This window comes from Paraburkholderia ferrariae NBRC 106233 (genome assembly GCF_000685035.1).
In the GTDB taxonomy this organism is placed as follows: Bacteria; Pseudomonadota; Gammaproteobacteria; order Burkholderiales; family Burkholderiaceae; genus Paraburkholderia; species Paraburkholderia ferrariae.
Window position 1 is genome coordinate 14,041 of record NZ_BAYB01000028.1, and the last position, 24,236, is coordinate 38,276.

22 protein-coding genes and 1 pseudogene are annotated in these 24,236 nt (G+C 66.9%); 15 read left to right on the forward strand and 8 right to left on the reverse strand.

The features are described 5' to 3' along the window. Window positions 1-8: 8 nt before the first annotated feature. The 3 genes from trpC (at window position 9) to BFE01S_RS26125 (ending at window position 2,469) form a co-directional block, all read left to right on the forward strand. Window positions 9-794 carry an indole-3-glycerol phosphate synthase TrpC gene (gene trpC, locus BFE01S_RS26115; protein ID WP_028228042.1) on the forward strand — a complete coding sequence of 262 codons (786 nt, stop codon included), beginning with the start codon at window positions 9-11 and terminating at the stop codon, window positions 792-794. A gap of 16 nt (window positions 795-810) precedes the next feature. Beyond that, entirely contained in the window at window positions 811-1,437 is a 627-nt protein-coding gene (locus BFE01S_RS26120) for a CYTH domain-containing protein (protein ID WP_028228043.1), read from the forward strand. 270 nt (window positions 1,438-1,707) lie between these two features. After that, a complete protein-coding gene (locus BFE01S_RS26125; protein WP_407668249.1) occupies window positions 1,708-2,469 on the forward strand; it encodes a uracil-DNA glycosylase in 762 nt (253 codons plus the stop codon). 111 nt (window positions 2,470-2,580) lie between these two features. Here BFE01S_RS26125 and BFE01S_RS26130 read toward each other — a convergent pair whose 3' ends face one another. The 4 genes from BFE01S_RS26130 to BFE01S_RS26145 form a co-directional block, all read right to left on the reverse strand. Continuing rightward, window positions 2,581-3,177, reverse strand: coding sequence for an FMN-dependent NADH-azoreductase (locus BFE01S_RS26130; protein WP_028228045.1), 597 nt, complete (start codon window positions 3,175-3,177; stop codon window positions 2,581-2,583). A gap of 213 nt (window positions 3,178-3,390) precedes the next feature. After that, a complete protein-coding gene (locus BFE01S_RS26135; protein ID WP_028228046.1) occupies window positions 3,391-5,181 on the reverse strand; it encodes a M61 family metallopeptidase in 1,791 nt (596 codons plus the stop codon). A 60-nt stretch (window positions 5,182-5,241) separates the two neighbouring features. Then, window positions 5,242-5,970 (reverse strand): DsbC family protein, encoded by a 729-nt coding sequence (locus tag BFE01S_RS26140; protein ID WP_028228047.1) that lies wholly within the window; start codon window positions 5,968-5,970, stop codon window positions 5,242-5,244. Between the two features lie 212 nt (window positions 5,971-6,182). Next, window positions 6,183-7,355, reverse strand: coding sequence for a UbiH/UbiF family hydroxylase (locus BFE01S_RS26145; RefSeq protein ID WP_028228048.1), 1,173 nt, complete (start codon window positions 7,353-7,355; stop codon window positions 6,183-6,185). A 447-nt stretch (window positions 7,356-7,802) separates the two neighbouring features. On the opposite strand from BFE01S_RS26145, the gene ychF reads away from it, so the two are divergent. From ychF to BFE01S_RS26165, 4 genes are all read left to right on the forward strand, one after another. Further along, window positions 7,803-8,897, forward strand: coding sequence for a redox-regulated ATPase YchF (gene ychF / locus BFE01S_RS26150; protein WP_028228049.1), 1,095 nt, complete (start codon window positions 7,803-7,805; stop codon window positions 8,895-8,897). 115 nt (window positions 8,898-9,012) lie between these two features. Further along, entirely contained in the window at window positions 9,013-9,312 is a 300-nt protein-coding gene (locus BFE01S_RS26155; RefSeq protein ID WP_028228050.1) for a DUF3761 domain-containing protein, read from the forward strand. 166 nt (window positions 9,313-9,478) lie between these two features. Then, on the forward strand, window positions 9,479-11,143 hold the full coding sequence (ettA, locus tag BFE01S_RS26160; protein ID WP_028228051.1) for an energy-dependent translational throttle protein EttA: 1,665 nt from the start codon (window positions 9,479-9,481) through the stop codon (window positions 11,141-11,143). A gap of 237 nt (window positions 11,144-11,380) precedes the next feature. Next, on the forward strand, window positions 11,381-12,556 hold the full coding sequence (locus tag BFE01S_RS26165; protein ID WP_028228052.1) for a DUF748 domain-containing protein: 1,176 nt from the start codon (window positions 11,381-11,383) through the stop codon (window positions 12,554-12,556). 33 nt (window positions 12,557-12,589) lie between these two features. On the opposite strand, the gene BFE01S_RS26170 is transcribed toward BFE01S_RS26165, so the two are convergent. The 3 genes from BFE01S_RS26170 to BFE01S_RS26180 are packed head-to-tail and all read right to left on the reverse strand — an operon-like array spanning window position 12,590 to window position 15,382. Next, on the reverse strand, window positions 12,590-13,213 hold the full coding sequence (locus BFE01S_RS26170) for an HAD family hydrolase (RefSeq protein ID WP_028228053.1): 624 nt from the start codon (window positions 13,211-13,213) through the stop codon (window positions 12,590-12,592). Window positions 13,214-13,250: 37 nt separating this feature from the next. Next, on the reverse strand, window positions 13,251-15,065 hold the full coding sequence (locus BFE01S_RS26175) for an aminopeptidase P family protein (RefSeq protein ID WP_028228054.1): 1,815 nt from the start codon (window positions 15,063-15,065) through the stop codon (window positions 13,251-13,253). Window positions 15,066-15,112: 47 nt separating this feature from the next. Next, window positions 15,113-15,382, reverse strand: a complete 270-nt coding sequence (locus BFE01S_RS26180; protein ID WP_028228055.1) for a hypothetical protein — start codon at window positions 15,380-15,382, stop codon at window positions 15,113-15,115. Between the two features lie 189 nt (window positions 15,383-15,571). Here BFE01S_RS26180 and BFE01S_RS40250 point away from each other — a divergent pair, with 189 nt between their 5' ends. From BFE01S_RS40250 to BFE01S_RS26215, 7 genes and pseudogenes are all read left to right on the forward strand, one after another. Continuing rightward, entirely contained in the window at window positions 15,572-16,333 is a 762-nt protein-coding gene (locus BFE01S_RS40250) for a response regulator transcription factor (protein WP_042338657.1), read from the forward strand. 27 nt (window positions 16,334-16,360) lie between these two features. Beyond that, window positions 16,361-17,626, forward strand: a pseudogene (hemA, locus tag BFE01S_RS40255) (glutamyl-tRNA reductase); the annotation flags it as partial. 211 nt (window positions 17,627-17,837) lie between these two features. Then, the gene (prfA, locus tag BFE01S_RS26195) at window positions 17,838-18,920 is read left to right on the forward strand and encodes a peptide chain release factor 1 (protein ID WP_028228056.1); all 1,083 of its coding nucleotides are present in this window, start codon (window positions 17,838-17,840) and stop codon (window positions 18,918-18,920) included. Then, the gene (gene prmC / locus BFE01S_RS26200; RefSeq protein WP_042338611.1) at window positions 18,910-19,782 is read left to right on the forward strand and encodes a peptide chain release factor N(5)-glutamine methyltransferase; all 873 of its coding nucleotides are present in this window, start codon (window positions 18,910-18,912) and stop codon (window positions 19,780-19,782) included. Before prfA ends, prmC begins: the two co-directional genes overlap by 11 nt. Before the next feature lie 121 nt (window positions 19,783-19,903). Then, window positions 19,904-20,215 carry a Grx4 family monothiol glutaredoxin gene (gene grxD / locus BFE01S_RS26205; protein ID WP_028228058.1) on the forward strand — a complete coding sequence of 104 codons (312 nt, stop codon included), beginning with the start codon at window positions 19,904-19,906 and terminating at the stop codon, window positions 20,213-20,215. 49 nt (window positions 20,216-20,264) lie between these two features. Beyond that, the gene (locus tag BFE01S_RS26210) at window positions 20,265-20,867 is read left to right on the forward strand and encodes a UbiX family flavin prenyltransferase (RefSeq protein WP_042338613.1); all 603 of its coding nucleotides are present in this window, start codon (window positions 20,265-20,267) and stop codon (window positions 20,865-20,867) included. 168 nt (window positions 20,868-21,035) lie between these two features. Continuing rightward, window positions 21,036-21,833 carry a DODA-type extradiol aromatic ring-opening family dioxygenase gene (locus BFE01S_RS26215; protein WP_042338614.1) on the forward strand — a complete coding sequence of 266 codons (798 nt, stop codon included), beginning with the start codon at window positions 21,036-21,038 and terminating at the stop codon, window positions 21,831-21,833. 144 nt (window positions 21,834-21,977) lie between these two features. Here the strand turns inward: BFE01S_RS26215 and BFE01S_RS26220 are convergent, their stop codons facing one another. Next, window positions 21,978-23,573 carry an APC family permease gene (locus BFE01S_RS26220; RefSeq protein ID WP_028228061.1) on the reverse strand — a complete coding sequence of 532 codons (1,596 nt, stop codon included), beginning with the start codon at window positions 23,571-23,573 and terminating at the stop codon, window positions 21,978-21,980. Between the two features lie 435 nt (window positions 23,574-24,008). Between BFE01S_RS26220 and BFE01S_RS26225 the strand changes: the two genes are divergently transcribed. Further along, entirely contained in the window at window positions 24,009-24,212 is a 204-nt protein-coding gene (locus BFE01S_RS26225; protein WP_027797379.1) for a cold-shock protein, read from the forward strand. Window positions 24,213-24,236 lie beyond the last annotated feature (24 nt).

The window sequence follows — 24,236 nt, forward strand, 5'->3', positions numbered from 1 at the left end:
AGGCCATCATGAGCGACATCCTCGAAAAGATCATCGCGGTCAAGCGTGAAGAAGTGCGCGCCGCGGAGCAGAGCGCACCGCTCGAAGAACTGCGCCTCGCGGCGGCGGCGCGCGATCTGCGCGACTTCGTCGGCGCGTTGCGCGCAAAACACGCGAACGGCCAGGCGGCCGTGATCGCCGAAGTGAAGAAGGCGAGCCCCTCGAAAGGCGTGCTGCGCGAGCACTTCGTCCCGGCCGAAATCGCGCGTTCCTACGCGGAACACGGCGCGGCGTGCCTTTCGGTCCTCACCGACGTGCAGTTCTTCCAGGGCAGCGCGGCCTATCTCGAAGCCGCGCGCGCCGCATGCGCACTGCCCGTGCTGCGCAAGGACTTCATCGTCGATCCGTACCAGATCCTCGAAGCCCGCGCGATGGGCGCCGACGCGATCCTGCTGATCGCCGCCGCGCTCGATCCGGGCAAGATGCGCGATCTCGAAGCGTATGCGCATTCGCTCGGCCTCGCGGTGCTCGTGGAGGTGCACGACCGCGACGAACTCACGCACGCGCTCACGCTGAAAACGCCGCTCATCGGCATCAACAACCGCAATCTGCGCACCTTCGAAACGACGCTGCAAACCACCATCGGCATGCTGGACGACGTGCCGGAGGACCGCATCGTCGTGACCGAATCGGGCATTCTCTCGCGGGCGGATGTCGAGGAAATGCGTGCGCTTTCCGTGCATACGTTCCTCGTGGGCGAGGCGTTCATGCGCGCGGCGCATCCGGGCGCGGAACTCGCGCGCATGTTCTTCTGAGAGCGGGGCACGAATCATGGGCATCGAGCGGGAAATCAAGCTCGCGCTGCCGCGCGAACAGGTAGGGGCCGCGCTGCGGCTCTTCGAAGCGCGGGCGGGCCGTGCGGGACATGCCGTGCGCCTCGAGAACATCTACTTCGACACGCCTTCGCTCACCCTCGCGCGCGCGAAGAGCGCGCTGCGGCTGCGCCGCACGCCGGATGGCTGGCTGCAGACGTTCAAGACCGTGGGGGTCGCGCAAAACGGCCTGCATGCGCGGCACGAATGGGAAATGCCGGTGGCGGGCGAAGCGCTCGAAACCGGGCGGCTGCTGCACGAATGCGACGAAGCAGGCGTGGCCACGGCGCTCTCCGACGCCGCCGCCTCCCTCGTCGCCCTCTTTCGCACCGACTTCACGCGCACGCTGTGGATGCTTTCCGTCGATGGCTCGGAAATCGAAGCGGCGATCGATCAGGGCGAGATTACGGCGAACGTGAATGGCCAGACGCGAAGCGCGCCGATCTGCGAAATCGAACTGGAACTGAAAGCGGGCGACGAAGCGGCATTGCACACGCTCGCGGCACAGCTTTGCGCCGAACTGCCGGGCCTCGCACCCGACGATATCAGCAAGGCGCAGCGCGGCTACCGGTTGCGCGAAGGCTGAGCGGGGCCGCCCTACCGGCGGGCGCATTGAAACGCCGCCCGTTTGCTGCGACACTTCCCGCCCATGACTGCCACGAAACGCCTGCGCGCCGCGGAACCGGTGCAAGCCTCGCTCTTCGAAGACGACCTGCCGGACACGACCCAGGACACGCTCGACGACCCGCTCGCGCCCGAAGTCGATCCGCGCCAGATCACGATCTTCTCGCTGCTCGACGACGGGCCGACGCCCGCCACGCCGCCCCACACGTCCTCCACGCCCACCCAGGCCGCCATGCCCCGCACCGCTCCTGCTGCCCCCGCTGCTCACGCGCCCGTCCAGCGCCTCGAAGACCAGTTCGCCGCGCTGCCCGCCGCCTGGCGCGACCTGCTCGCGCCGTTCATCGCGAGCGATGCTTACGGGCCGCTGTGCCGTTTCGTCGATGCGGAGCGCGCCGCGGGCAAGACCGTCTATCCCGCCGACGTGTTCCGCGCGCTGCGCCTCACCTCGCCCGACGAGGTGAAGGTCGTGATTCTCGGCCAGGACCCGTACCACGGCGAAGATCGCGGCACGCCGCAGGCCCACGGGCTTGCGTTTTCGGTCCCGCCCGCGGTCCGTCCGCCGCCGTCGCTGCGCAATATCTTCAAGGAGATCGCCGCGAGCCTCGGTATCGAAGCTCCGGCGCATGGCTGTCTCGATGCGTGGGCGCGCCAGGGCGTGCTGCTGCTCAACACCGTGCTCACGGTCGAGCGCGCCAATGCGGCGAGCCACGCGAAGCGCGGCTGGGAACGCTGCACGGACACGCTGATCCGCGAACTCGCCGCCCGCCACGAGCATCTCGTGTTCATGCTGTGGGGCGCCCATGCGCAGGCAAAGCGCGCGCTCATCGAAGGGCAGCCGCACCGCGTGCTGGAAGCGCCGCATCCTTCGCCGCTCTCGGCACACCGGGGCTTTCTGGGCTGCGGACATTTTGCCGAGGCCAACGCCTACCTCGAATCGCAGGGACGCCAGCCCATCGACTGGCGTCTGCCCGACGAAGCCCAAGTGCTCGCCTGAGGCCAATGCCAGGCAGTTGCACCGAACCCATAGAAAAACGCCACGAAAAGTCATTTCGTGGCGTTTTTTTTCGGCAGTCGCGGCGCTCGGGAGCGCCGCCTCACCCGGCATTTACGCCGCGGCGATCGCCTCGCGTGCGCTCGCCAATGCGGCGCCCGCCGCTTCCGGTCCCAGGTTCAGGCCTTCGGCGAAGATGAAGTTCACGTCCGTCATGCCGAGGAAGCCGAGGAACGACTTCAGGTACGGCGTCTGGCTGTCGTGCGGGGTGCCCTGGTACTTGCCGCCGCGCGCCGACACCACGAACACCTTCTTGCCCTTCACGAGGCCTTCGGGACCGTTCGCGGTGTAGCGGAAGGTGATGCCTGCGCGCGCGATCCAGTCGAAGTAGGTCTTGAGCTGCGACGAAATCCCGAAGTTGTACAGCGGCGCGCCAATCACGACGATGTCCGCAGCCTGCAGTTCGGCGATCAGCGCTTCGCTGCGTGCGGCGATGGCCTGCTGCTCCGGCGTGCGCTGCTCGGCCGGCGTGAAGAACGCGCCCAGCACGGCGTCGTCGAGGTGCGGCAGCGGTTCGGCTTGCAGGTTGCGCGTGACGACCTTGGCGCCGGCGTTCGATTGTTGCAGCTTGTTCGTCAATTCGTTGACGAGCAGCGTCGATTGCGAGCCTTGCGAGCGGGCGGCCGAGTTGACTTGCAGGATCGTGGTCATGGTGACTCCTTCGGGGTTGGGGCGCGCAGCGTTGCGCGAGTGAAGGCATTGTGTTTTTTTGCGGCGCCCCGAAAAAGTAGTCCACCGATGACGGATTGTTGCAGCGGTAGAACAATCGCCGGCATAAAAAAAGCGGTGCGGGTTGTCACGCCCGCACCGCTTTCGTCTGATTTTTACGCGCAGGACGCGCGATTTCAGGCTGGCAAGGCCCGTTCAGACCGCCAGCCACCGCTCGCGCAGCCCGCGCGGCCCCGGGCGCTTGTCCGCCGCGATCAGCTTGTAGCGCGCGACGTCCGGCGTATCGAGCGTGAGACGCGCCACCCGCAGTTCGTCGCGGCGGAACGCGTGGATTTCCACCTTCGCGCCCGGCTGATAGCGCGACAGCAGGCTGTCGAGGTTCGCGCCCGTCACGCGCAGGCCGTCGAGCGCCACCAGCGCGTCGCCGGCCGAGAGGCCCGCTTTCTGCGCCGCACCGCCCTCGTACACCACCGCCAGGGTCGCATCGGCGCCGCCGCGCAGGCGCGCGCCGAGCGAGGGCTTCGCGCCGCGCTCGGGCTCCCCTTCGAGCGTCACGCCGAACGGCTCGAAAAGCGCCGCCAGCGGCAGGTCGCGCGTGCCGCGCACCGCGTCGGCGAAGAGACCGCCCAGCCACACGCCGGTCGCTTCGGCGATCAATGCCTCCACGTCGTCCTCGCCCACGCCCACCGGCTTGCCGCGATAGAAGTCGCGGCCATAGCGCTGCCACAGGAGGCGCATCACGTCGTCGAGCGACTTGCGCCCGCCCGTTTCGGCGCGGATCGTGAGATCGAACGCCAGCGCCACGAGCGAGCCCTTCGTGTAGTAGCTGACGATCGCATTCGACGCGTTCTCGTCCTGGCGGTAGTACTTGACCCACGCGTCGAACGAACTCTCCGCGACGCTCTGCTTCAGGCGCCCGGCGCCACGCAGCACGCCGCCGATCGTCTTGCCGACCAGCGCGAAATAGTCGTCGACGGAAATGAGGCCGCTTCGCACCAGCATCAGGTCGTCGTAGTAGGAGGTGAAGCCTTCGAAGAGCCAGAGGAGCGAGGTGTAGTCCTCGCGCGTGAGGTCGTACGGCACGAACGCGGCCGGCTTGATGCGCTTCACGTTCCAGGTGTGGAAGTACTCGTGGCTGCACAGGCCCAGATACGTTCGATAGCCCTCGCTCATCTCGGGCTTGCCCTTCACCGGCAGGTCCGTGCGATTGCAGATGAGCGCCGTGGAGGCGCGATGCTCGAGGCCGCCGTAGCCGTCGCTCACGGCCTGGGTCATGAACACGTAGCGGTCCATCGGCGCGCGCTTCGTGCGCGGCTCGAAAAGCGCGATCTGCGCTTCGCAGACCTTCTGCAGATCGTTCGCGAGACGTTCGGTGTCGAGGCCGACCACGCGGCCCGCGATCACGATATCGTGCGGCACGCCGTGCGCCTTGAAGCTCGCGAGCGTGAAATCGCCGAGCGTCACCGGATGGTCGATCAGTTCGTCATAGCCCGACGCCACGTATTCGCCGAAGCCGTAGCGCTTGGTGCCGCGCGCCTCCGCCATGGCGGTCGCGACGCGCCAGTGGCGATACGCGTGGCCGTCCGGCCGCTGGATATCGACGATGCACTGCGCCTCTTCGTGGCCGAGCACCGCGAGAAACACGCTCGTGCCGTTGAAGAAGCCAACGGTGTCGTCCAGATGCGCCGCACGCACCGAGAGATCCCACGCGTACACCTCGTAGCGCAGCGTGAGCGCGCCCTTCACCGGCGCCGCCTGCCACGTGTGCTTGTCGGTCCGGGTCACGCGCACCTTGCGGCCGGCGTCGTTGAACGCGCGCAGCGTGACGATGTTGCGGGCGAACTCGCGCACCATGTAGCTGCCCGGGATCCACACGGGCAGCATGACGCGCTGCCCTTCCGGCGCAGGGTCCTCGACGGTGAGCGTCACCTCGAACAGGTGCGCGGCGGGATTCTTCGGAACGATGGTGTATCGGATCGGCTTCATCGGCGGGATAGGCAAAAAAAGACCGGCCGCATCGAGCGGCCGGTGGGGTAATGCGTGGGCTCAGTGCGCCTCGCTCAGCTCGCGTTCGAGCCGGTCGGCGGAGACCGCGCCGGGCAGGCGGCGGCCATCGGCGAGGATCACGGTGGGCGTGCCGGTCACGTTGATTTTCGCGCCGAGCGCGAGATTGCTGTCGATGGCGGCGGTGTTGCAGGTGCCGGCCGCCGTTGGCGTCTGGCGGCTCAGCATCCACGACTCCCACGCCTTCGCGCGATCCGACGAACACCAGATCGACTTGGCCTTCACCGTCGAATCTTCCGAAAGGACCGGATAGAGGAAGGTGTAGACCGTCACGTTGTCGATCGACTTGAGCGTGTTTTCGAGCTGATGGCAGTACGGGCAGTTCGGGTCCGAGAACACCGCGATCTTGCGGCTGCCGTTGCCCTTCACCACCTTCACCGCGTTCGCGAACGGCAGGCTCGCGAAGTCGATGCGGTTCAGGTCCGAGAGGCGCGCATCGGTGAGATTGCGGTGGCTTTTGGTATCGACGAGGTCGCCGATCAGCACGTAGTCGCCGTTCGCATCGCTATAGATGATCTGCGAGCCGAGGTTGACTTCGTAGAGGCCGGCCACGGGCGACTTCGTGATGCCCTTGATGTCGGCGTCCGAGCCGAGGCGCGCCTGCAGCGTGGCCTTCAGCTTGTCGGTGACCTGGTCGGCCTCGGCCGAGCAGCCGAGCAGCGTGGCCGCCGCCGCGAGAACAAACGCGGCAATCCGGATTCGTTTTTGCATGACTTGCTTCCTGATTCTGGCGCGTGCGGTTTGCGCGCGCCGGTGTTCCGTTCGTCCAGCCGGTGCCCTGAGTGCTGTCCAGCGGATTCGGCCATTCTGACGCCGCACGGCGGGCGCGGCAACCGCCGGCGCAACCGCGGTTCCCGTTGCGCCGCAGCAGCCGGGGCTTCGAGCGCTTAACCCCTTGGCCCCTATAGGCCCCTATGAGCCCCTTACCCCAGTGCCGACGCAACCAGCCAGCGCTTGAGGAGCGGCTGGGCGCCCACGAAGGCCATGCCCGTGTTGCGCACGGCCTGCGCAATCGTACCGGGAATCGAGAACAGCCGTTGCAGGCCGTCGGTGGCGACGACGAGCTTGCGGATGTCCTCGCGGCGGCCGCGCTCGTAGCGGCGCAGGAGCACGGTGTCGCCGAGGTCGCGGAACGCCTCTTTCTGCGCGATGACATCGGCGAGCGCCGCCACGTCGCGCAAACCCAGATTCACTCCCTGGCCGGCGAGCGGATGGATGAGGTGAGCGGCATCGCCCACCAGCGCCACGCGCGGGGCGATCAGGCGGTCCACGGTCTGGAGCGCGAGCGGGAAACCGCGCGCGGGGGTCACGCATTCGAGCGCGCCCACCTGCTCCTGCGTGACGCGTTCGACTTCGGCGGCGAGCTGCTGGGGATCGAGCCGCAAGAGCGCCTCGGCATGCTGCGTCTGCGCCGACCAGACGAGCGACACGTGCTGGTCCGGCAACGGCAGGAGCGCGATGATCTCGCCGCCCCTGAACCACTGCCAGGCGGTTTCGCCATGCGGGCGCGCGGCGCGGAAATTCGCGACCACGCCCGACTGGTGATACTCGCGCCGCTCCACCTTCGAGCCGATCTGCGCGCGCACCCAGGAATGCGCGCCATCGGCGCCGAGCGCGAGGTCGGCTTCGAGCGTGCGGCCGTTCGCGAGGCCGATCACGGCGGCGTGCGGCTTGACGTCGAGCGTCTGGGCGCGCGCGTCGATCCACGTGAGGTTGGGCTGGAAATGCAGCGCCGAATCGAGCGCGCGCTCGATCACCGACGATTCGGCGATCCACGCGAGCTGCGCCACCGAAGCCTGGTAGGCCGAAAAGTGCAGCTCGGCGGCGGCATCGCCGAAAACGCGCATGTCGTACACGGGGGTGAGGCGCGCCGGGTCGATCGCCTGCCAGACCCGCAGCCGCTCGAACAGCGCCTGGGAGCTGCGCGAAAACGCATAGACGCGCGCGTCGAACACGGCGCCGGCGGGCAGCGGCGCACAAGGCTGCGCGAGCAGCGCGACGCGCAGGCCGCTCTGGCTCAGCGCGAGCGCTGCCGACTTGCCGACGAGCCCGCCGCCGATCACGGCGACGTCGAAGGTCTGGTTGGATGCAGTCATGCGCGCATTATAGCTGCGGGGCACCGCCTGAAAGGGCCGGACGGACCGGCGCGGCGCAGGTGTGCAGCCCGTGCCCAACGCGCTGGAAAAGAGCGGCAAATGAAGGTAAATGGGCACAAACGGCCGCCGGGCGGCCCTCTCACACGCGCCTGGCCGCTGCCGGCATGCCACGTACCTGACCGCGCGGTCCATTGCCGCAGGCACCGCCCGGCGCTCGTCCCGGCACGCCTCACCAACCGCGCGCGAGGCGACGGCTCCCGCGCAGGGCGAACCCGCGCCCGGACAAGGTTACAATTACGGTTTCGAGCGGCCAGAACCGCTCCCCCGACGTGCCGCCCGTGCGCGCCTCGCGCTCCCCCGTGCGCAGGGCCCGAGCGCCCGGCAAGCGCCGGCAGGCGCCTCCATCCGGCGAGCCGCACGTCCCCACCCTGACAAGCAGAGAATTTCATGAGCCTCAAATGCGGCATCGTCGGCTTGCCCAACGTCGGCAAGTCCACCCTGTTCAACGCGCTGACCAAGGCAGGCATTGCCGCCGAGAACTATCCGTTCTGCACGATCGAGCCGAACGTCGGCGTGGTCGAAGTGCCGGATCCGCGGCTCGTGGCGCTCTCGGACATCGTCAAGCCCGAGCGCGTGGTGCCGGCCGTGGTCGAGTTCGTCGATATTGCGGGCCTCGTCGCGGGCGCAAGCAAGGGTGAAGGGCTCGGCAACCAGTTCCTCGCGAACATCCGCGAAACCGATGCGATCACGCACGTCGTGCGCTGCTTCGAGGACGAGAACGTGATTCACGTGGCCGGCAAGGTCGATCCGCTCGCCGACATCGAAGTCATCAACACCGAACTCGCGCTCGCCGACCTCGGCACCGTCGAAAAGTCGCTCACGCGCTATGCGAAGGCCGCCAGGTCGGGCAACGACAAGGAAGCAGCGAAGCTCGCCGCCGTGCTGGAAAAGGTGCGTGCGCAACTGGATCAGGCAAAGCCCGTGCGCGCGCTCGACCTGAACGAAGACGAACAGGCGCTCCTCAAGCCGTTCTGCCTCATCACGGCGAAGAAGACGATGTACGTCGCGAACGTGAAGGAAGACGGCTTCGAGAACAACCCGCACCTGGAGGCCGTACGCAAGTACGCCGAAGCGGAAGGCTCGCCGGTCGTGGCCGTGTGCGCCGCGATCGAAGCCGAAATCGCCGACCTCGACGACGAAGACAAGTCTGCTTTCCTCGCCGACATGGGCATGCAAGAGCCGGGCCTCGACCGCGTGATTCGCGCGGGCTTCAAGCTGCTCGGCCTGCAGACGTACTTCACGGCGGGCGTGAAGGAAGTGCGCGCGTGGACGATCCACGTCGGCGACACCGCGCCCCAGGCGGCCGGCGTGATCCACACCGACTTCGAGCGCGGCTTCATCCGCGCGCAGACCATCGCCTACGCCGACTACATCCAGTACAAGGGCGAAACCGGCGCGAAGGAAGCCGGCAAGATGCGCGCCGAAGGCAAGGAATATGTGGTGCACGACGGCGACGTGATGAACTTCCTGTTCAACGTGTAAGCGGCGCCCGGCGTCGCGCAGCACCGAGCCCGCTTTCGAGCGGGCTTTTTTGTGCCTGCTTTTGTGCCCGACTCAAGCGTTGCCCGACAAGCCGCCAAATCCAGCGATACGAAACATGAGACTTCACCTCCCGCCACGCGCAGCGCGCTGGCTCGCCGCCCTGCTGCTTGCGCTTTGCGTCGCCGCCCCCGCCTTCGCCTACCAGGCCCCCGGCGCCGCCCCGAACGAAAGCGATCTCGACAATCACAGCACCTACCAGAACCGCGACGGCGAAACGGTCCATTCCCCGGCCCATACGCGCTCGGGCAACGCGCCCGAAGGCGCGAGCGCGCGCTGCCGCGACGGCACATACAGCTTCAGCCGCCATCACAGCGGCACCTGCTCCCGTCACGGCGGCGTCGCCCAATGGTTGTAGGCACGCGCGGCAACGGGCGCGACCGCCGCCCGGATTCGCTCCCCCGCCGCCCGCGCCCCGTACAATAGCGGTTTGCGCGTTACCCCTATTCGCGGTCCGGCGCGGCGCCTGCAAGCGCGGCGCCCGCGTCCCGCCCCCTTTTCTTCCCGTTTCCAAAGACACTCTCATGGCCCAATACGTCTTCACCATGAACCGGGTCGGCAAGATCGTGCCGCCCAAGCGCCAGATCCTGAAAGACATCTCGCTGTCGTTCTTCCCGGGCGCGAAGATCGGCCTGCTCGGTCTGAACGGCTCGGGCAAGTCCACGCTCATCAAGATCATGGCCGGCGTCGACAAGGACATCGAAGGCGAAGCCACGCCGATGCCCAACCTCAACATCGGCTATCTGCCGCAGGAGCCGCAGCTCGACCCGGAAAAGACCGTGCGCGAAGCGGTCGAAGAGGGTCTCGGCGACGTGTTCAACGCGCAGAAGAAGCTCGACGAGATCTACGCCGCCTACGCGGAGCCGGACGCCGACTTCGACGCGCTCGCCGCCGAGCAGGCGAAGTACGAAGCGATCCTCGCCACGACCGACGGCAGCGCGGAACAGCAGATCGACATTGCCGCCGACGCGCTGCGCCTGCCGGCCTGGGACGCGAAGATCGGCAATCTGTCGGGCGGTGAAAAGCGCCGCGTCGCGCTGTGCAAGCTGCTGCTCGAAAAGCCCGACATGCTGCTGCTCGACGAACCGACCAACCACCTCGACGCCGAGTCGGTCGAGTGGCTGGAGCAGTTCCTCACGCGCTTCCCGGGCACCGTGGTCGCCGTGACCCACGACCGCTACTTCCTCGACAACGCCGCCGAATGGATTCTCGAACTCGACCGCGGCCATGGCATTCCCTGGAAGGGCAACTACTCCAGCTGGCTCGACCAGAAGGAAGAGCGCCTGAAGCAGGAAGAGGCGACGGAATCGGCGCGCCAGAAGGCCATCAAGAAGGAACTGGAGTGGGTGCGCCAGAACCCGAAGGGCCGCCAGGCGAAGTCGAAGGCGCGTATCGCGCGCTTCGAGGAACTGTCGAGCACGGACTACCAGAAGCGTAACGAAACGCAGGAAATCTTCATTCCGGCGGGCGAGCGCCTCGGCAACGAAGTGATCGAGTTCAAGAACGTCAGCAAGTCGTACGGCGACCGCCTCCTGATCGACAATCTGAGCTTCAAGATTCCGGCCGGCGCGATCGTCGGCATCATCGGGCCGAACGGCGCCGGCAAGTCCACGCTGTTCCGCATGCTCACGGGCAAGGAGCAGCCGGATTCGGGCGAGATCGTGCAGGGCCCGACGGTCAAGCTCGCCTACGTCGACCAGAGCCGCGACGCACTGGCCGCCAGCAAGACCGTGTTCGAGGAAATCTCGGGCGGCGCGGACGTGCTGACGGTGGGCAAGTACGAAACGCCGTCGCGCGCGTACATCGGCCGCTTCAACTTCAAGGGCGGCGACCAGCAGAAGATCGTCGGCAACCTCTCGGGCGGCGAGCGCGGCCGTCTGCATCTGGCCAAGACGCTGATCTCGGGCGGCAACGTCCTGCTGCTCGACGAACCGTCGAACGACCTCGACGTCGAAACGCTGCGTGCGCTCGAAGACGCGCTGCTCGAATTCGCGGGCTCCGTCATGGTGATCTCGCACGATCGCTGGTTCCTCGACCGCATCGCCACGCACATCCTCGCGTTCGAGGGCGACTCGCAGGTCACGTTCTTCGACGGCAACTACCAGGAGTACGAGGCCGACAAGATCAAGCGTCTGGGCGAGGAAGGCGCACGGCCGAAGCGTCTGCGCTACAAGCCGATCAGCCGCTAATTCGCTGCACGAGCGGCACGAGCGGCGCGCGGGACGGGACGGGACGGCGCATCGTTGCGCCCCTGGCCACTCGCAGCGAACGGCAGCCCTCGGGCTGCCGTTTTTTCTGGCGCGCGCGGCACGGCGGTTGCTGAAAACCCGCTACGCTATGTCCGTTGCGCCCGGCGGGGCCGCGTTGCCGGCGCCCGCTTCGTCAGCGTTGCCCGCTTTTTACACTCCCAGCGCGAGATGCTTCACATGACGCCGCCGCCCACCCATCGCACGCTCCCCCGCTTCGCCCTCGTCGCGGCGATCGTCGTGGCGGTGCTCGTGCTGGGCGCGCTCGGCGGCCTGTATCTGCTCCAGCGCGAAGCGAAAGCGCGCGTGGCCGAGGCGCTCGCGCCGATCGGCACGGCCGGCAGGATCGACGTGGCGTTCACGCTGACCTCGGTCGAGCTTTCCGACGTCCACCTCAAGGCACCACCGGGCTGGCCGACCGCCGACAGCCTGCACGCGGCCCGCATCACCCTCGCGCCCGACCTGCGCGCGCTCCTCGCGCACCGCATCCATATCCGCGACGTCACCGTGCGCGGCTTCACGATGAACGTCCTGCGCCGGGCGGACGGCTCGATCCAGATCCTGCCGAATCTGCGCAGCGGCGTGGAAAACCCCGGCGCGCCGCCGGCTTCCGGCGCCTCGGCGCCCCCGGCATCGTTGCCCGCCGAAAAGCGCATCGATCACGTCGCCTTCGAAGCCGGTGAGTTCGTGTTCTACGACCGCAGCGTGAGCAATCCGCCCTATCGCGTGACCGTGAGCGATGCCAGCGCCACGGTCGACAACATCCATTTGCCCGCGCTCGCCGAACCGACCCAGCTATCGGTGACGGGCGCGATCAAGGGGCCGCAGCATACGGGGCAGGTGTCGTTTCGCGGCTGGGTGCGCATCGCGAACAAGGATTCGCAGACCACCACCACGCTGCGCGGCGTCGATATCTCGACGCTCGATCCCTGGCTGCTCAGGAAGGCCCGCACGAAGGCGCGCGTGACGGGCGGCACGCTCGATCTCGACCTCGACTCCACGGTGAATGCCTACCGCCTGCACGCGCCGGGCACGATCACGCTGCACCAGTTGCAGCTCGCCCCCAGCAGCGATCCGCTCGACACCTTCCTCGCCATCCCCACGCGCATCGCCATCGCGGCGCTCAAGGCGCACAACGGCGACATCACGCTGCATTTCGTGCTGGACGGGAATTTGCGCGACCCGAAGTTCCATCTCGACGAAAGTCTGACGACGGATCTGCGGGCGGGCTTTGCGAAAGCTTTGGGCGTAAGCGCGGAGGGCGTGGTGCAGGGTGCGGGCCAGACCGCGAAGGGCCTCACGGACGCACTGCGCAATCTGCTCGGCGGCGGCACGGCCACGCCGCCTTCCCGATAGGTCGGGTTGGTGCGGGCGCTGTGCCGGATTGCGTCAGACCGGCAGGCCCAGTTCGCGCAGGCGTGCGTCGGTGGCGGCGTTGCTCGTATGATGCACGCCGTGCCAGCCGAGTGCCGCGGCAGCCTCGGCGTTATGGCGGTTGTCGTCGATAAAGACGAGTTCTTCGGGCCGCACGCCGGGCAACTGGGCGTCGATGCGGCGGAACATCTCGTGGAAGATCGCCGGATCGGGTTTCACGAGCTTCACGCGCCCCGACACCACGACGTCGCGGCAGCGCCGCAGCACGCCGAAGCGCTCCCAGGCCCACGGAAAAGTCTCGGCCGACCAGTTCGTCAAGCCGAAGAGCGGCACGCCGGCCGCCTCGAGCCGGTCGAAGGTCGCCACGCCGCCCTCGAGCAGCCCGCCGATCATCTCGTGCCAGCGCGTGTAGAACGCGCGGATCAACGCCTCGTGCCCGGGAAACTTCGCGACCAGTTCTTCGGTGCCCTCGGCGATCGGCTGGCCGCCGTCCTGGCGCACCACCCAGTCCATCGTGCAGACGTGGGTGAAGAACCAGCGGCGCTCGTCGGCATCCGGAATCAGGTGGCGATACAGATACTCCGGGCTCCAGTCCACCAGCACGCCGCCGAAATCGAACACCACTGCCTTGATCGCCATCGTCGTCTTTCCTCGGAGGCCGTGCCCGCTTTTACGCTCAGACCGGTTGCGTGCGCGCTTCGAGCCACGCGAGCGCTTCGCCGGAAACCAGCGGCGAGACCCGCAGGCGCACCGTGCGGTGATAGTCGTTCAGCCACGCGCGCTCGTCGTCCTGCAGCAGCGAGAGGTCGATGCAGCGCGTATCGATCGGGCAGAGCGTGAGCGTCTCGAACTTCAGGAAGTCGCCGAACCCGGTCTTCTGCGCGCTCTGGTTCAGCACCAGATTCTCGATGCGCACGCCCCACTTGCCCGGCCGGTAGATGCCCGGCTCGACCGAAGTGATCATGCCCTCCTCCATGGCCGTCCACGGCTCGGCGGGCGCGTAGTGCGAAATCACCTGCGGGCCTTCGTGCACGTTCAGGAAGTAGCCCACGCCATGGCCCGTGCCGTGGCCGTAGTCGGCACCCGCGGCCCAGATCGGCGCGCGGGCGATGGCGTCGAGCATCGGCGAGCGGATGCCGCGCGGGAACTGTGCGCGCGAGAGCGCCATCATGCCCTTCAGGACGATCGTGAAATCGCGCTTCTGCTCGTCGCTCGGGGTGCCCACCGGCACCACGCGCGTGATGTCGGTCGTGCCGTCCAGATACTGGCCGCCCGAGTCGATCAGCAGCAGCCCGTTGCCTTCGATCACACTGTGCGCTTCGGGCGTCGCGCGGTAATGCGGCATCGCGCCGTTCGCGTTGAAACCTGCGATCGTGCCGAACGAGAGCGACACGAAACCGGGGCGCCGCGCGCGCGCCGCGCTCAGCTTTTCGTCGATGGTCAGTTCGGTGATCGTCTCGCGGCCCAGCGCCCCTTCGAACCACGCGAAGAATTCGGCGAGCGCGGCGCCGTCCTGCTCCATGGTCCTGCGCACATGCTCGGCTTCGGCCGCGGTCTTGCGCGATTTGAAGAACGTGCTCGGATTGATCGATTCGACGAGTTTCACGGCCGGGGCGAGTGCCTGCAGCAGGCCGTGCGTCACGCGCCGCGGATCGACGAGGAGCGCGGCGCCGGCCGGCAGCGCGGCGAGCGCCGCCGCGGCGTTGCCGTAAGGCTCGATGCGCACGTTGTCGCGCGCGAGCGACTGGGCGAGCGCATCGGGCACCTTGCCGTCGGCGACGAAGAGCGTGGCCGCGTCCAGCCCGATCAGGGCATGCGCGACGAACACGGGGTTGTAGCTCACGTCGGCGCCGCGCAGATTGAAGAGCCAGGCGAGGTCGTCGAGTGACGAAACGAAGTGCCACTGCGCGCCCTTCTCCTGCATCGTGCGACGCACGGCTTCGAGCTTGCCCGCACGGTTCGTGTCGGCGTGCGGCGCGGCGTGTTCGTACACGGGTTGCAGCGGCAGCGCGGGACGCGTGCTCCACACGTCGTCGAGCAGGTCGAGATCGGTGCGCAGCGTCACGCCGTGCGCGGAAAGCGCATCCGTGAGCACGCGCGCCGAGGCGACGCCCAGCACCGCGCCGTCCACGGCCACCGTGCCGCCCGCCGCCACGTTCTGCGCAAGCCACTCGATGTGCGGCGCGGTCTGCTGACCGCCCGTCATCTTCATCAGTTGAACGCCGCTGCCCGCGAGCTGATGATCCGCCTGTTCCCAGTAGCGGCTGTCCACCCAGACGCCCGCGAAATCCTTCGCCACCACGAGCGTGCCCACCGACCCCGTGAAGCCCGAGAGCCACTGCCGGCCTTGCCAGCGCGGCGGCAGATATTCGGACAGGTGCGGATCGGCGGACGGCACAAGCACGGCATCGACACCCTTGCGCGCCATGGCGGCGCGCAAGGCGGCAATCCGTTCGGGAATCGTGGAGGTTTCAGGAAGTCGGGCGTTCATCATTTCACCTGCGAGAAGATTTCTTATAAGCGTAGCGCGCGTTGGGTCTAGCGGGGCGGTGCCTGGCGGCGCGAGCGCAGCGCAACCGCCAGAGCGACGAAAGCGAGCGAGAAGGCCGTGCACACAGGCCACTCGAGCAGTTCGCCATCGTAGAAAAGACCGGTGACACGACCGGCAACGCTTGCGAGTGCGGCGCCAGCCAAGCCGGCCACGATCGCCAGTATGAGGCCGCCGCGCGCGCCGTGGCGCAGCGGATGAAGCCACCATCCCGCCAGCCCGGCGACGATACCGGTGAAGACGATGCCGGCTGCGCCCATCAGCGTTCTGCCTCACACACTTTCGGACTTATCTGATTGGGCCGTTGCTCCGCCCCGGCTAGCATCTATTTCTCATCAACTGGTCTTCACTGGAAAACGGTCGGCTCGGCGCGTCCCGCGTAGCGAATGAGTGTAGGGGGCGGGATGACGCAAGGCAAGCGCATCGGGCCGCAGCGGCATGCAACCCTCATGCGAATCGCCCTTGTCGAGCCCGACGCGAGTCAGGCTGAAATTATCCTGCGCCTCCTGATTGGCGGCGGCCATGCCTGTCAACGGTTTTCCAGCGGCACGGCCTTCCTCGAAGCCCTGGAGGAAGACGCCTTCGACCTCCTCCTGGCCACCTGGTGGTGCGGCGATACCGGCGCCGACGACCTGATTCCCCTGGCGCGCCGCGCGCTGCCGGGGCTGCCCGCCATCGTGCTCATGGTGGCACCGCACGAAAGCGAGATTGTCTCGGCGCTGCACGGTGGCGCCGACGACTGCATCGCCAAGCCGGTCCGCGGCCCGGAAATGCTGGCGCGCATCGACGCCCTGCTGCGCCGCGCGGGCGTACGCCGGCCACACAACCGCGCGCGCCAGGTATTCGGCGACTATGTGTTCGACTCCGGCCGCTCTCGGGCCTCGTTCCGGGGCCAGACCATCACGCTCACGCCGAAGGAATTCCGCTTCGCGCTGCTGCTCTTCACCAACGCATCGCGCCCCGTTTCGCGGGCGCGCATTCTGGAAACGGTCTGGAATCTGAACCGCGACGTACGGTCGCGCACGCTCGACACCCACGCCTCCCGCCTGCGCAGCAAATTGCAACTGTCGCCCGAACACGGCTGGCGCCTCGCCACGCTGTACGGCTTCGGGTATCAACTGGACAGGGTGCCGGCATCCACCCGGGCGATGTCCGGGGAGGAATACCCGGACTCCGTTGTCTATCATGTCGGAAGCGAGGAAAAGTTATAATATCCGCCTAAATCTTTCCCCCATGGTATGCAGCTTCTAACGATCGGAATCAATCACCACACCGCGCCAGTCGCCTTGCGCGAACGCGTGGCGTTTCCGCTCGAACAGATCAAACCTGCACTCGCCCTGTTCAAGGAAGCCTGGTCGGGCCGCCGCGCGCTCAACGCGCCCGAGGCCGCCATCCTCTCCACCTGCAACCGCACCGAGCTCTACTGCGCTACCGACGACCACGCCTCGCGCGAGGCCGCCGTCCAGTGGCTCTCGCAGTATCACGGCCTCCGTGAAGAGGAACTGGCGCCGCACGTCTACGCGCTGCCGCAGTCCGAAGCCGTGCGTCACGCGTTCCGGGTGGCGTCGGGGCTCGATTCCATGGTCCTCGGGGAAACCCAGATCCTCGGCCAGATGAAGACCGCCGTGCGCACCGCCACCGAGGCCGGCGCACTCGGCACCTATCTGAACCAGTTGTTCCAGCGCACCTTTGCCGTGGCGAAGGAAGTGCGCGGCACGACGGAAATCGGGGCGCAATCCGTCTCGATGGCCGCGGCCGCCGTGCGCCTCGCGCAGCGCATCTTCGACAAGATCGCCAACCAGCGCGTGCTGTTCATCGGCGCGGGCGAGATGATCGAGCTGTGCGCCGCGCATTTCGCCGCGCAGCAGCCGCGCGAGCTCGTGGTGGCAAACCGCACCGCCGAGCGCGGCCGCTATGTCGCCGAACGTTTCGGCGGCCATGCCATTCCGCTCGCCGACCTGCCCGCGCGCATGCACGAGTTCGACATCATCGTGTCGTGCACGGCCTCCACGCTGCCGATCATCGGCCTCGGCGCCGTCGAGCGCGCAGTGAAAGCGCGGCGCCGCCGGCCGATCTTCATGGTCGATCTCGCGGTGCCGCGCGACATCGAACCCGAAGTCGGCCAGCTCGAAGACGTGTTCCTCTACACCGTGGACGACCTCGGCACCATCGTGCGCGAAGGCAATGCCTCGCGCCAGGCGGCGGTCGCCCAGGCCGAGACGATCATCGAAACGCGCGTGCAGAATTTCATGCAGTGGCTCGATTCGCGCAGCATCGTGCCGGTGATCCGCCACATGCACACCCAGGCCGACACCCTGCGCCGCGCCGAACTGGAACGCGCGCGCAAGGCGCTCGCGCGCGGCGACGATCCGTCCGCCGTGCTCGAAGCGCTGTCGCAGTCGCTCACCAACAAGCTGATCCACGGTCCCACGCACGCGCTCAGCAGCGCGAGCGGCGAGAACCGCGACTCGCTCATCCAGCTGATGGGCGGTTTCTACCGGCATGGCCAGCCGGACCGGGCGGCTGCGCGCGACGCGCAGGCGGCGCCGTCCGCGGAATCGGCCGCCGATACGCCTTCCGAATCGTCCGGCTCTTCGGACCGTTAGCGGTACGGACCGCTTTTCGCGGCGTCAGCCCACGCCGCAGCCCGGGCACGCCGCCCGCTACTGTCTTTCTCTCCCGCAGCCCTACCCGGACCCCGCTCCGAACCGCCCGATGAAAACGAGCATGCAATCGAAGCTCGACCAGCTGACGACACGCCTGGCCGAGCTGAACGACCTGTTGAGCCGTCCCGACGTGACGTCCAACCGCGACCAGTACCGCAAACTCACGCGCGAGCATGCGGAACTGGAGCCGGTGGTCGAGCATTACGCGCAATGGCGCCAGGCGCGCGACGACGAAGCGGCGGCGAAAGACCTGCTTTCGGACGCCTCCATGCGCGAGTTCGCCGAAGAAGAGGTGAAAAGCGCGCGCGAACGCCAGATACAGCTCCAGCTAGAACTGCAGAAGATGCTGCTGCCGAAGGACCCCAACGACGAACGCAACGTGTTCCTCGAAATCCGCGCGGGCACGGGAGGCGACGAATCGGCGCTGTTCGCGGGCGACCTGCTGCGCATGTACCTGCGCTACGCGGAACGCAATCGCTGGCAGATCGAAATGATGTCGGCGAGCGAATCGGATCTCGGCGGCTACAAGGAAGTGATCGTGCGTATCGCGGGCGAAGCCGCGTACTCGAAGCTCAAGTTCGAATCGGGCGGCCACCGCGTGCAGCGCGTGCCGGCCACCGAAACGCAGGGCCGCATCCATACGTCCGCCTGCACGGTGGCCGTGATGCCGGAAGCCGACGAGATCGGCGAGGTGGAGATCAACCCCGCCGACCTGCGCATCGACACGTTCCGCGCCTCGGGCGCCGGCGGCCAGCACATCAACAAGACCGATTCGGCCGTGCGCGTGACGCACATCCCCACCGGCATCGTCGTGGAGTGCCAGGACGACCGCTCGCAGCACAAGAACAAGGACCGCGCGCTCAAGGTGCTGGCCGCCCGCATCAAGGACAAGCAGTACCAGGAGCAGCACGCGAAGGAAGCGGCCACGCGCAAGAGCCTCGTCGGCTCGGGCGACCGCTCGGAGCGCATCCGCACCTATAACTTCCCGCAGGGGCGCCTCACCGATCACCGCATCAACCTCACGCTCTACCGCCTCGAATCGATCATGGACGGCGAAATCGACGAACTGATCGGCGCGCTCCTCACCGAGCATCAGGCCGAACAGCTCGCCTCGCTCGGCGATGCGGACTGACGCCGCGCCCGACGTGAAGGACGCCGCCATCACCGCCGACGCCCTGCTGCGTGCCTCGCCGCTGCCCGCGCTCGAAGCGCGCATGCTGCTGATGCACGTGCTGGGCTGGCGCCGCACCGAACTCATCACGCGCGGCGACCAGGTCCTCGACGCGGCGCGCGTAGCGGCGTATCGCGCGCTCGAAGCGCGCCGCGCGGGCGGCGAGCCGGTGGCGCAACTGGTGGGCGCGCGCGAGTTCTACGGTCTCACCTTCGAAGTCACGCCCGACGTGCTGATTCCGCGTCCCGAGACCGAGTTGCTGGTCGAAACGGCGCTGGCCGCCATCGAAGGCATGGCGCACCCGCGCGTGCTCGATCTCGGCACGGGCAGCGGCGCGATTGCCGTGGCGATCGCCTCGGCGCGGCCCGACGCGCGCGTCTGGGCCGTCGATCGCTCGGTGGCCGCGCTCGACGTGGCCGCCCGCAACGCACAGCATCTGCTCGACGCGAAACGCCCCGGCGGCCCGCTCACGTTCGCGGCCGCAAGCTGGTACGACACACTCGATCCGTCGCTGCGCTTCGAAGCCATCGTGAGCAACCCGCCCTACATCGCGAGCGGCGACCCGCACCTCGATCAAGGCGACCTGCGCTTCGAGCCGCGCGGCGCGCTCACCGACGAGGCCGACGGCCTCACGGCCCTGCGCGCGATCGTGGCCGGCGCACCGGCCCATCTCGCGCCAGGCGGCGTGCTCTGGATGGAGCACGGCTACGGCCAGGCCGAAGCGGTGCGCGCGCTGCTCGCGGCACAAGGTTTCGCCGAGGTGCGCTCGGAAAAGGATCTCGCCGGCATCGAGCGGATCAGCGGCGGCCGGATCGGCGCCTGAGCGACCGAATGCCCGAACGGGCGCCCGGCCACGCCGCAACAGCCTTTCGGCGCCCGGCCCGCGCGGTCGAAATCCGCTATCATTTCACCCTGTTCCGCATCAATACATTGCAAGGTCAGTCATGGATACCCAACAACGCATCAAGCAGATCGTCGATGAAAACGCCGTCGTCCTCTTCATGAAGGGCAACGCGCAGTTTCCGATGTGCGGCTTTTCGGGCCGCGCGGTGCAGATCCTCAAGGCCTGCGGCGTCGATCAGTTCAAGACCGTCAACGTGCTCGAAGACGAAGCGGTCCGCCAGGGCATCAAGGAATTCTCGAACTGGCCGACCATTCCCCAGCTTTACGTGAAGGGCGAATTCGTCGGCGGGTCGGACATCATGATGGAGATGTACCAGAACGGCGAACTGCAGCAACTGTTCGCCCAGGCCTGACGCGCACCTGAAGCGCACACGGGACGGCAGGCCGCCCATTCGTGAAGTCGTGAATCTCCCCGGCACTCCCCCACGCAGGCTGATCGTCGCCATTACCGGCGCGACCGGCGCCATCTATGGCGTGCGCATTCTCGACATGCTGCGCAAGCTCGGCGGCGTCGAAACCCATCTGCTGATCTCGTCGGCGGGCTGGCTCAATATCCAGCACGAACTGCAACTCGCCAAGGACGACCTCCACGCGCGCGCCGACGTCGTGCATTCGGTCCGCGACGTGGGCGCGAGCATCGCCTCGGGCTCGTTCGCGACCGACGGCATGATCGTCGCGCCCTGCTCCATGCGGACGCTCGCAAGCGTCGCCCACGGCCTCTCGGACAACCTGATCGCCCGCGCCGCCGACGTCACGCTCAAGGAGCGCCGCCGCCTCGTGCTGCTCGTGCGCGAAACGCCGTTCAATCTTGCCCACCTGCGCAACATGACGGCGGTGACGGAGATGGGCGGCGTGATCTTCCCGCCGCTGCCCGCGTTCTACAACCAGCCTGCCTCGATCGAGGAGATGGTCGATCAAACGGTCGCGCGCGTGCTCGATCTGTTCGCGCTCGGCCCCGCGCTTTCGCCCGCGTGGCAAGGGCTGCACAGCGGCAGCGCTGACTGAAGCACGCCGCGGCACCCCCGCGTGCACCTCGTCCCGGCACGGCAATCCGCGCGATTACCAACACTGGCGACACAATCAATTCCCATCCGCGACGTTTAATTCGCAGCGGTAGGCACTTATATTGATCGCAACCGAACCTGTCAGGCTGCCTGACCGCAGCCCGCGATCATGACTACCGCAACCCGATTGCCCACCCTGTTCCTCTCGCATGGCGCGCCGACGCTGCCCATCGACCCGTCGCTGCCCTCCGGCGGCTTCTCCGCGCTTGCCTCGCAGTTGCCGCGCCCCGAGGCCGTGCTGATGCTCTCGGCGCATTGGGGCACGCTGCAGCCGGTCGTCAGCACCGCGGCGCAGCCCGAGACGATCCACGACTTCTACGGCTTCCCGCGCGCGCTCTACGAAATCCAGTACCCCGCACCCGGTGCGCCCGATACGGCGCAGCGCGCCGCGGCGCTGCTGCGCGAGCACGGCGTGGCGGTCGGCGAAGAATCGCACGGTCTCGACCACGGCGCCTGGGTGCCGATGCTGCTGATGTTCCCCGAAGCCGATGTCCCCGTCGCCCAGCTCTCGATCCAGCCGCGCGCCGACGCCGCCCACCACTTCGCCCTTGGCCGCGCGCTGCGCGCCCTGCGCGACGACGGCGTGATGGTGATCGGCTCCGGCCAGATCACGCATAACCTGCGCGCGGCGGACTTCTCGGCCCGGCCGGAAGACGCCGATCCGCGCGTGGCGGAATTCACCGACTGGTTCGAGACGCATCTCGCCGCACGCGACATCGACGCGCTGCTCGACTACCGGCGCCGCGCCCCGCACGCGCAGTTGATGCACCCGACCGACGAGCACCTGCTGCCTGTCTTCGCGGCCCTCGGCGCCGCCGACGACGACTACACGCTGGGCGTGCAGTCGCTCGGCACATACCAGCGCGCGCTCGCGATGACGAACTACGTGTTCGGCCCGGCGCACTAACGCGGCCGAACGCCCAACACCCGGCACCCGACATCTGGCACCTGGCGCCGAAAGCAGCAGGCACAAAAAAGCCCGCCTGAATCGCTTCAGGCGGGCTTCTTCACATCCGGGCGCGGCGCGAACGCCGCGCGAAGGTGACGGCGATCAGTGCGCGCCGATGCCTTCGAGCACTTCGTCGTGCTCCTCGCGCTCCTTGAGGTACGGCGTGCGGTAGCCCGAATGGACGCCCCAGTAATAGAACACGAGCGAGAACAGCGCGACCACCAGCATGTCCCAGCCGTAGGGGATCAGGTTGCTGCCGCCGAACTGCTTGCTGCCGATCAGCGAGAGGACCGCCATCGTCGGCAGGTAAGCGCACATCCACCACGCCGCCTTCAGATCCTGGCCCCAGCCCGCCCAGCCTTCCTTGCCCTGGAAGTAGAAGTACACCGGGAGTGCAACGACCATCAGCAGGATGATCTCGCCCGTCAGCGGCCACTTCGCCCAGTAGAGGATCAGCGAGGCGCAAACGAACGCGAACGGCGCGATCACCTTCATGAACGGCACGGAGAGCGGACGCTCGAGGTCCGTGGCGGTGCGCTTGAGCGCCATCAGGCTGATCGGGCCGGTGAGGTACGAGATGACCGTCGCCACCGAGATCACTGCCGCGAGCGAGCTCCAGCCGCGGAAGAAGAACATGAAGATGAACGACACCAGCAGGTTGAACCACATCGCGTTGCGCGGCACGCCGTAGAACGGGTGCACGTTGCCGAACATCTTCGGCATCGTGTTGTTGCGCTCCATCGCGTAGATCATGCGCGAGGTCGTTGCCATGTAGGTCGTGCCGGTGCCGCTCGGGCTCACGAACGCGTCCACGTAGAGCAGGATCGCGAGCCAGTTCAGGTTCAGCGCAATCGCGAGTTCGGCGAACGGCGACTTGAAGTTGAACGTGTTCCAGCCCTTGAGCACGTCGGCGGGATTGACCGCGCCGATGTACGCGATCTGCAGCAGCACGTAAATCACGAGCGCGCAGACGATCGAGCCGATCACCGCGAACGGAATGCTCTTCGACGGATTGCGTGCTTCACCCGCGAGGTTGATCGGGCTCTGGAAGCCGTTGAACGCGAACACGATGCCGCTCGTCGCAACCGCCGTGAACACCGCCGACCAGCCATAGGGCGCGAAATCGGTCGACTGGCCGAAGTTCTCGTGGTGAAAGCCCGTGGACATCAGGCCGATGATGGTCAGGCCCGGGATGATGAACTTGAAGATCGTGATGGCGCTATTGGCGCGCGCGAACAGCGTCACGCCCCAATAGTTGAGCATGAAGTACACGATCACGAGCAGCGCCGAGAGCGATAACCCGGAGTGGGTTAGCGACCCATCGACAAAGAGCGCGTGCGCCCATGGGTAGGGCCAGGTGCTCATGTACTGGATGGAGGCTTCGGCCTCGATGGGAATCACCGAAACGATGGCGATCCAGTTGGCCCAGGCGCTGATGAAACCCACCAGGGCGCCGTGCGAGTAGCGGGCGTAGCGAACCATGCCGCCCGACTCCGGGAACATCGCGCCGAGTTCGGCGTAGGTCAGGGCAATGGCCAGAATGACCACGGCGCCGATGATCCACGCGCAGATGGCGGCCGGACCTGCAATCTTCGCCGCTTTCCATGCGCCGAACAGCCAGCCCGAACCGATGATCGAGCCGAGGCCCGTAAACATCAGCGCAAACGGGCCGATGTTCCGTTGAATAGAACTTTTCACGTCTTCTCCTGTTTCAAGAGCAGTTCGACACCGGGAGCCCCGTCTGTTGTGCGGGCGGGTTTTCACGGTAGTCGCACCTGCGCGCACTCCTGCGATTGCACCCGTAGGCGCAACCTTCGCGCGGCGCGTAGTTTAACGGTTGCACTGCCAAAAGGCGCCAAAAATCTGCGGCCCTCTACAAAAAAAACGCCATTAACGCAAGGTTTGTAAGCTCTTGTTTCGACCCTAACGTAAAAAAACATCCAGAAGGGGGAGTCTTCTAGTTGACCTTCCGAGCAATTCGCCGTATAAAGTGCGGGCAGGATTTCAGGCGGCGAGTATGATTAGGTCTCTCGTAGTTCGCCCATCAACGGTACTCCGGCTGGTCCCATACCCCTTCCTTGATTTTCATGCACCTCTTTGGCTTCGGCCTCATTTCATCTTTAGGAAAGTAATATGGAAACCGGTACCGTCAAGTGGTTCAATGACGCAAAGGGCTTTGGCTTCATCACTCCGGACGGCGGCGGCGAAGACCTGTTCGCGCACTTCTCGGAAATCAAGGTCGACGGCTTCAAGACGCTGCAAGAAAACCAAAAGGTGCAGTTCGAAGTTCGTACGGGCCCGAAGGGCAAGCAAGCCGCGAACATCAAGCCGGTCTAAGCGTACATTGCCCCACAGAATCCC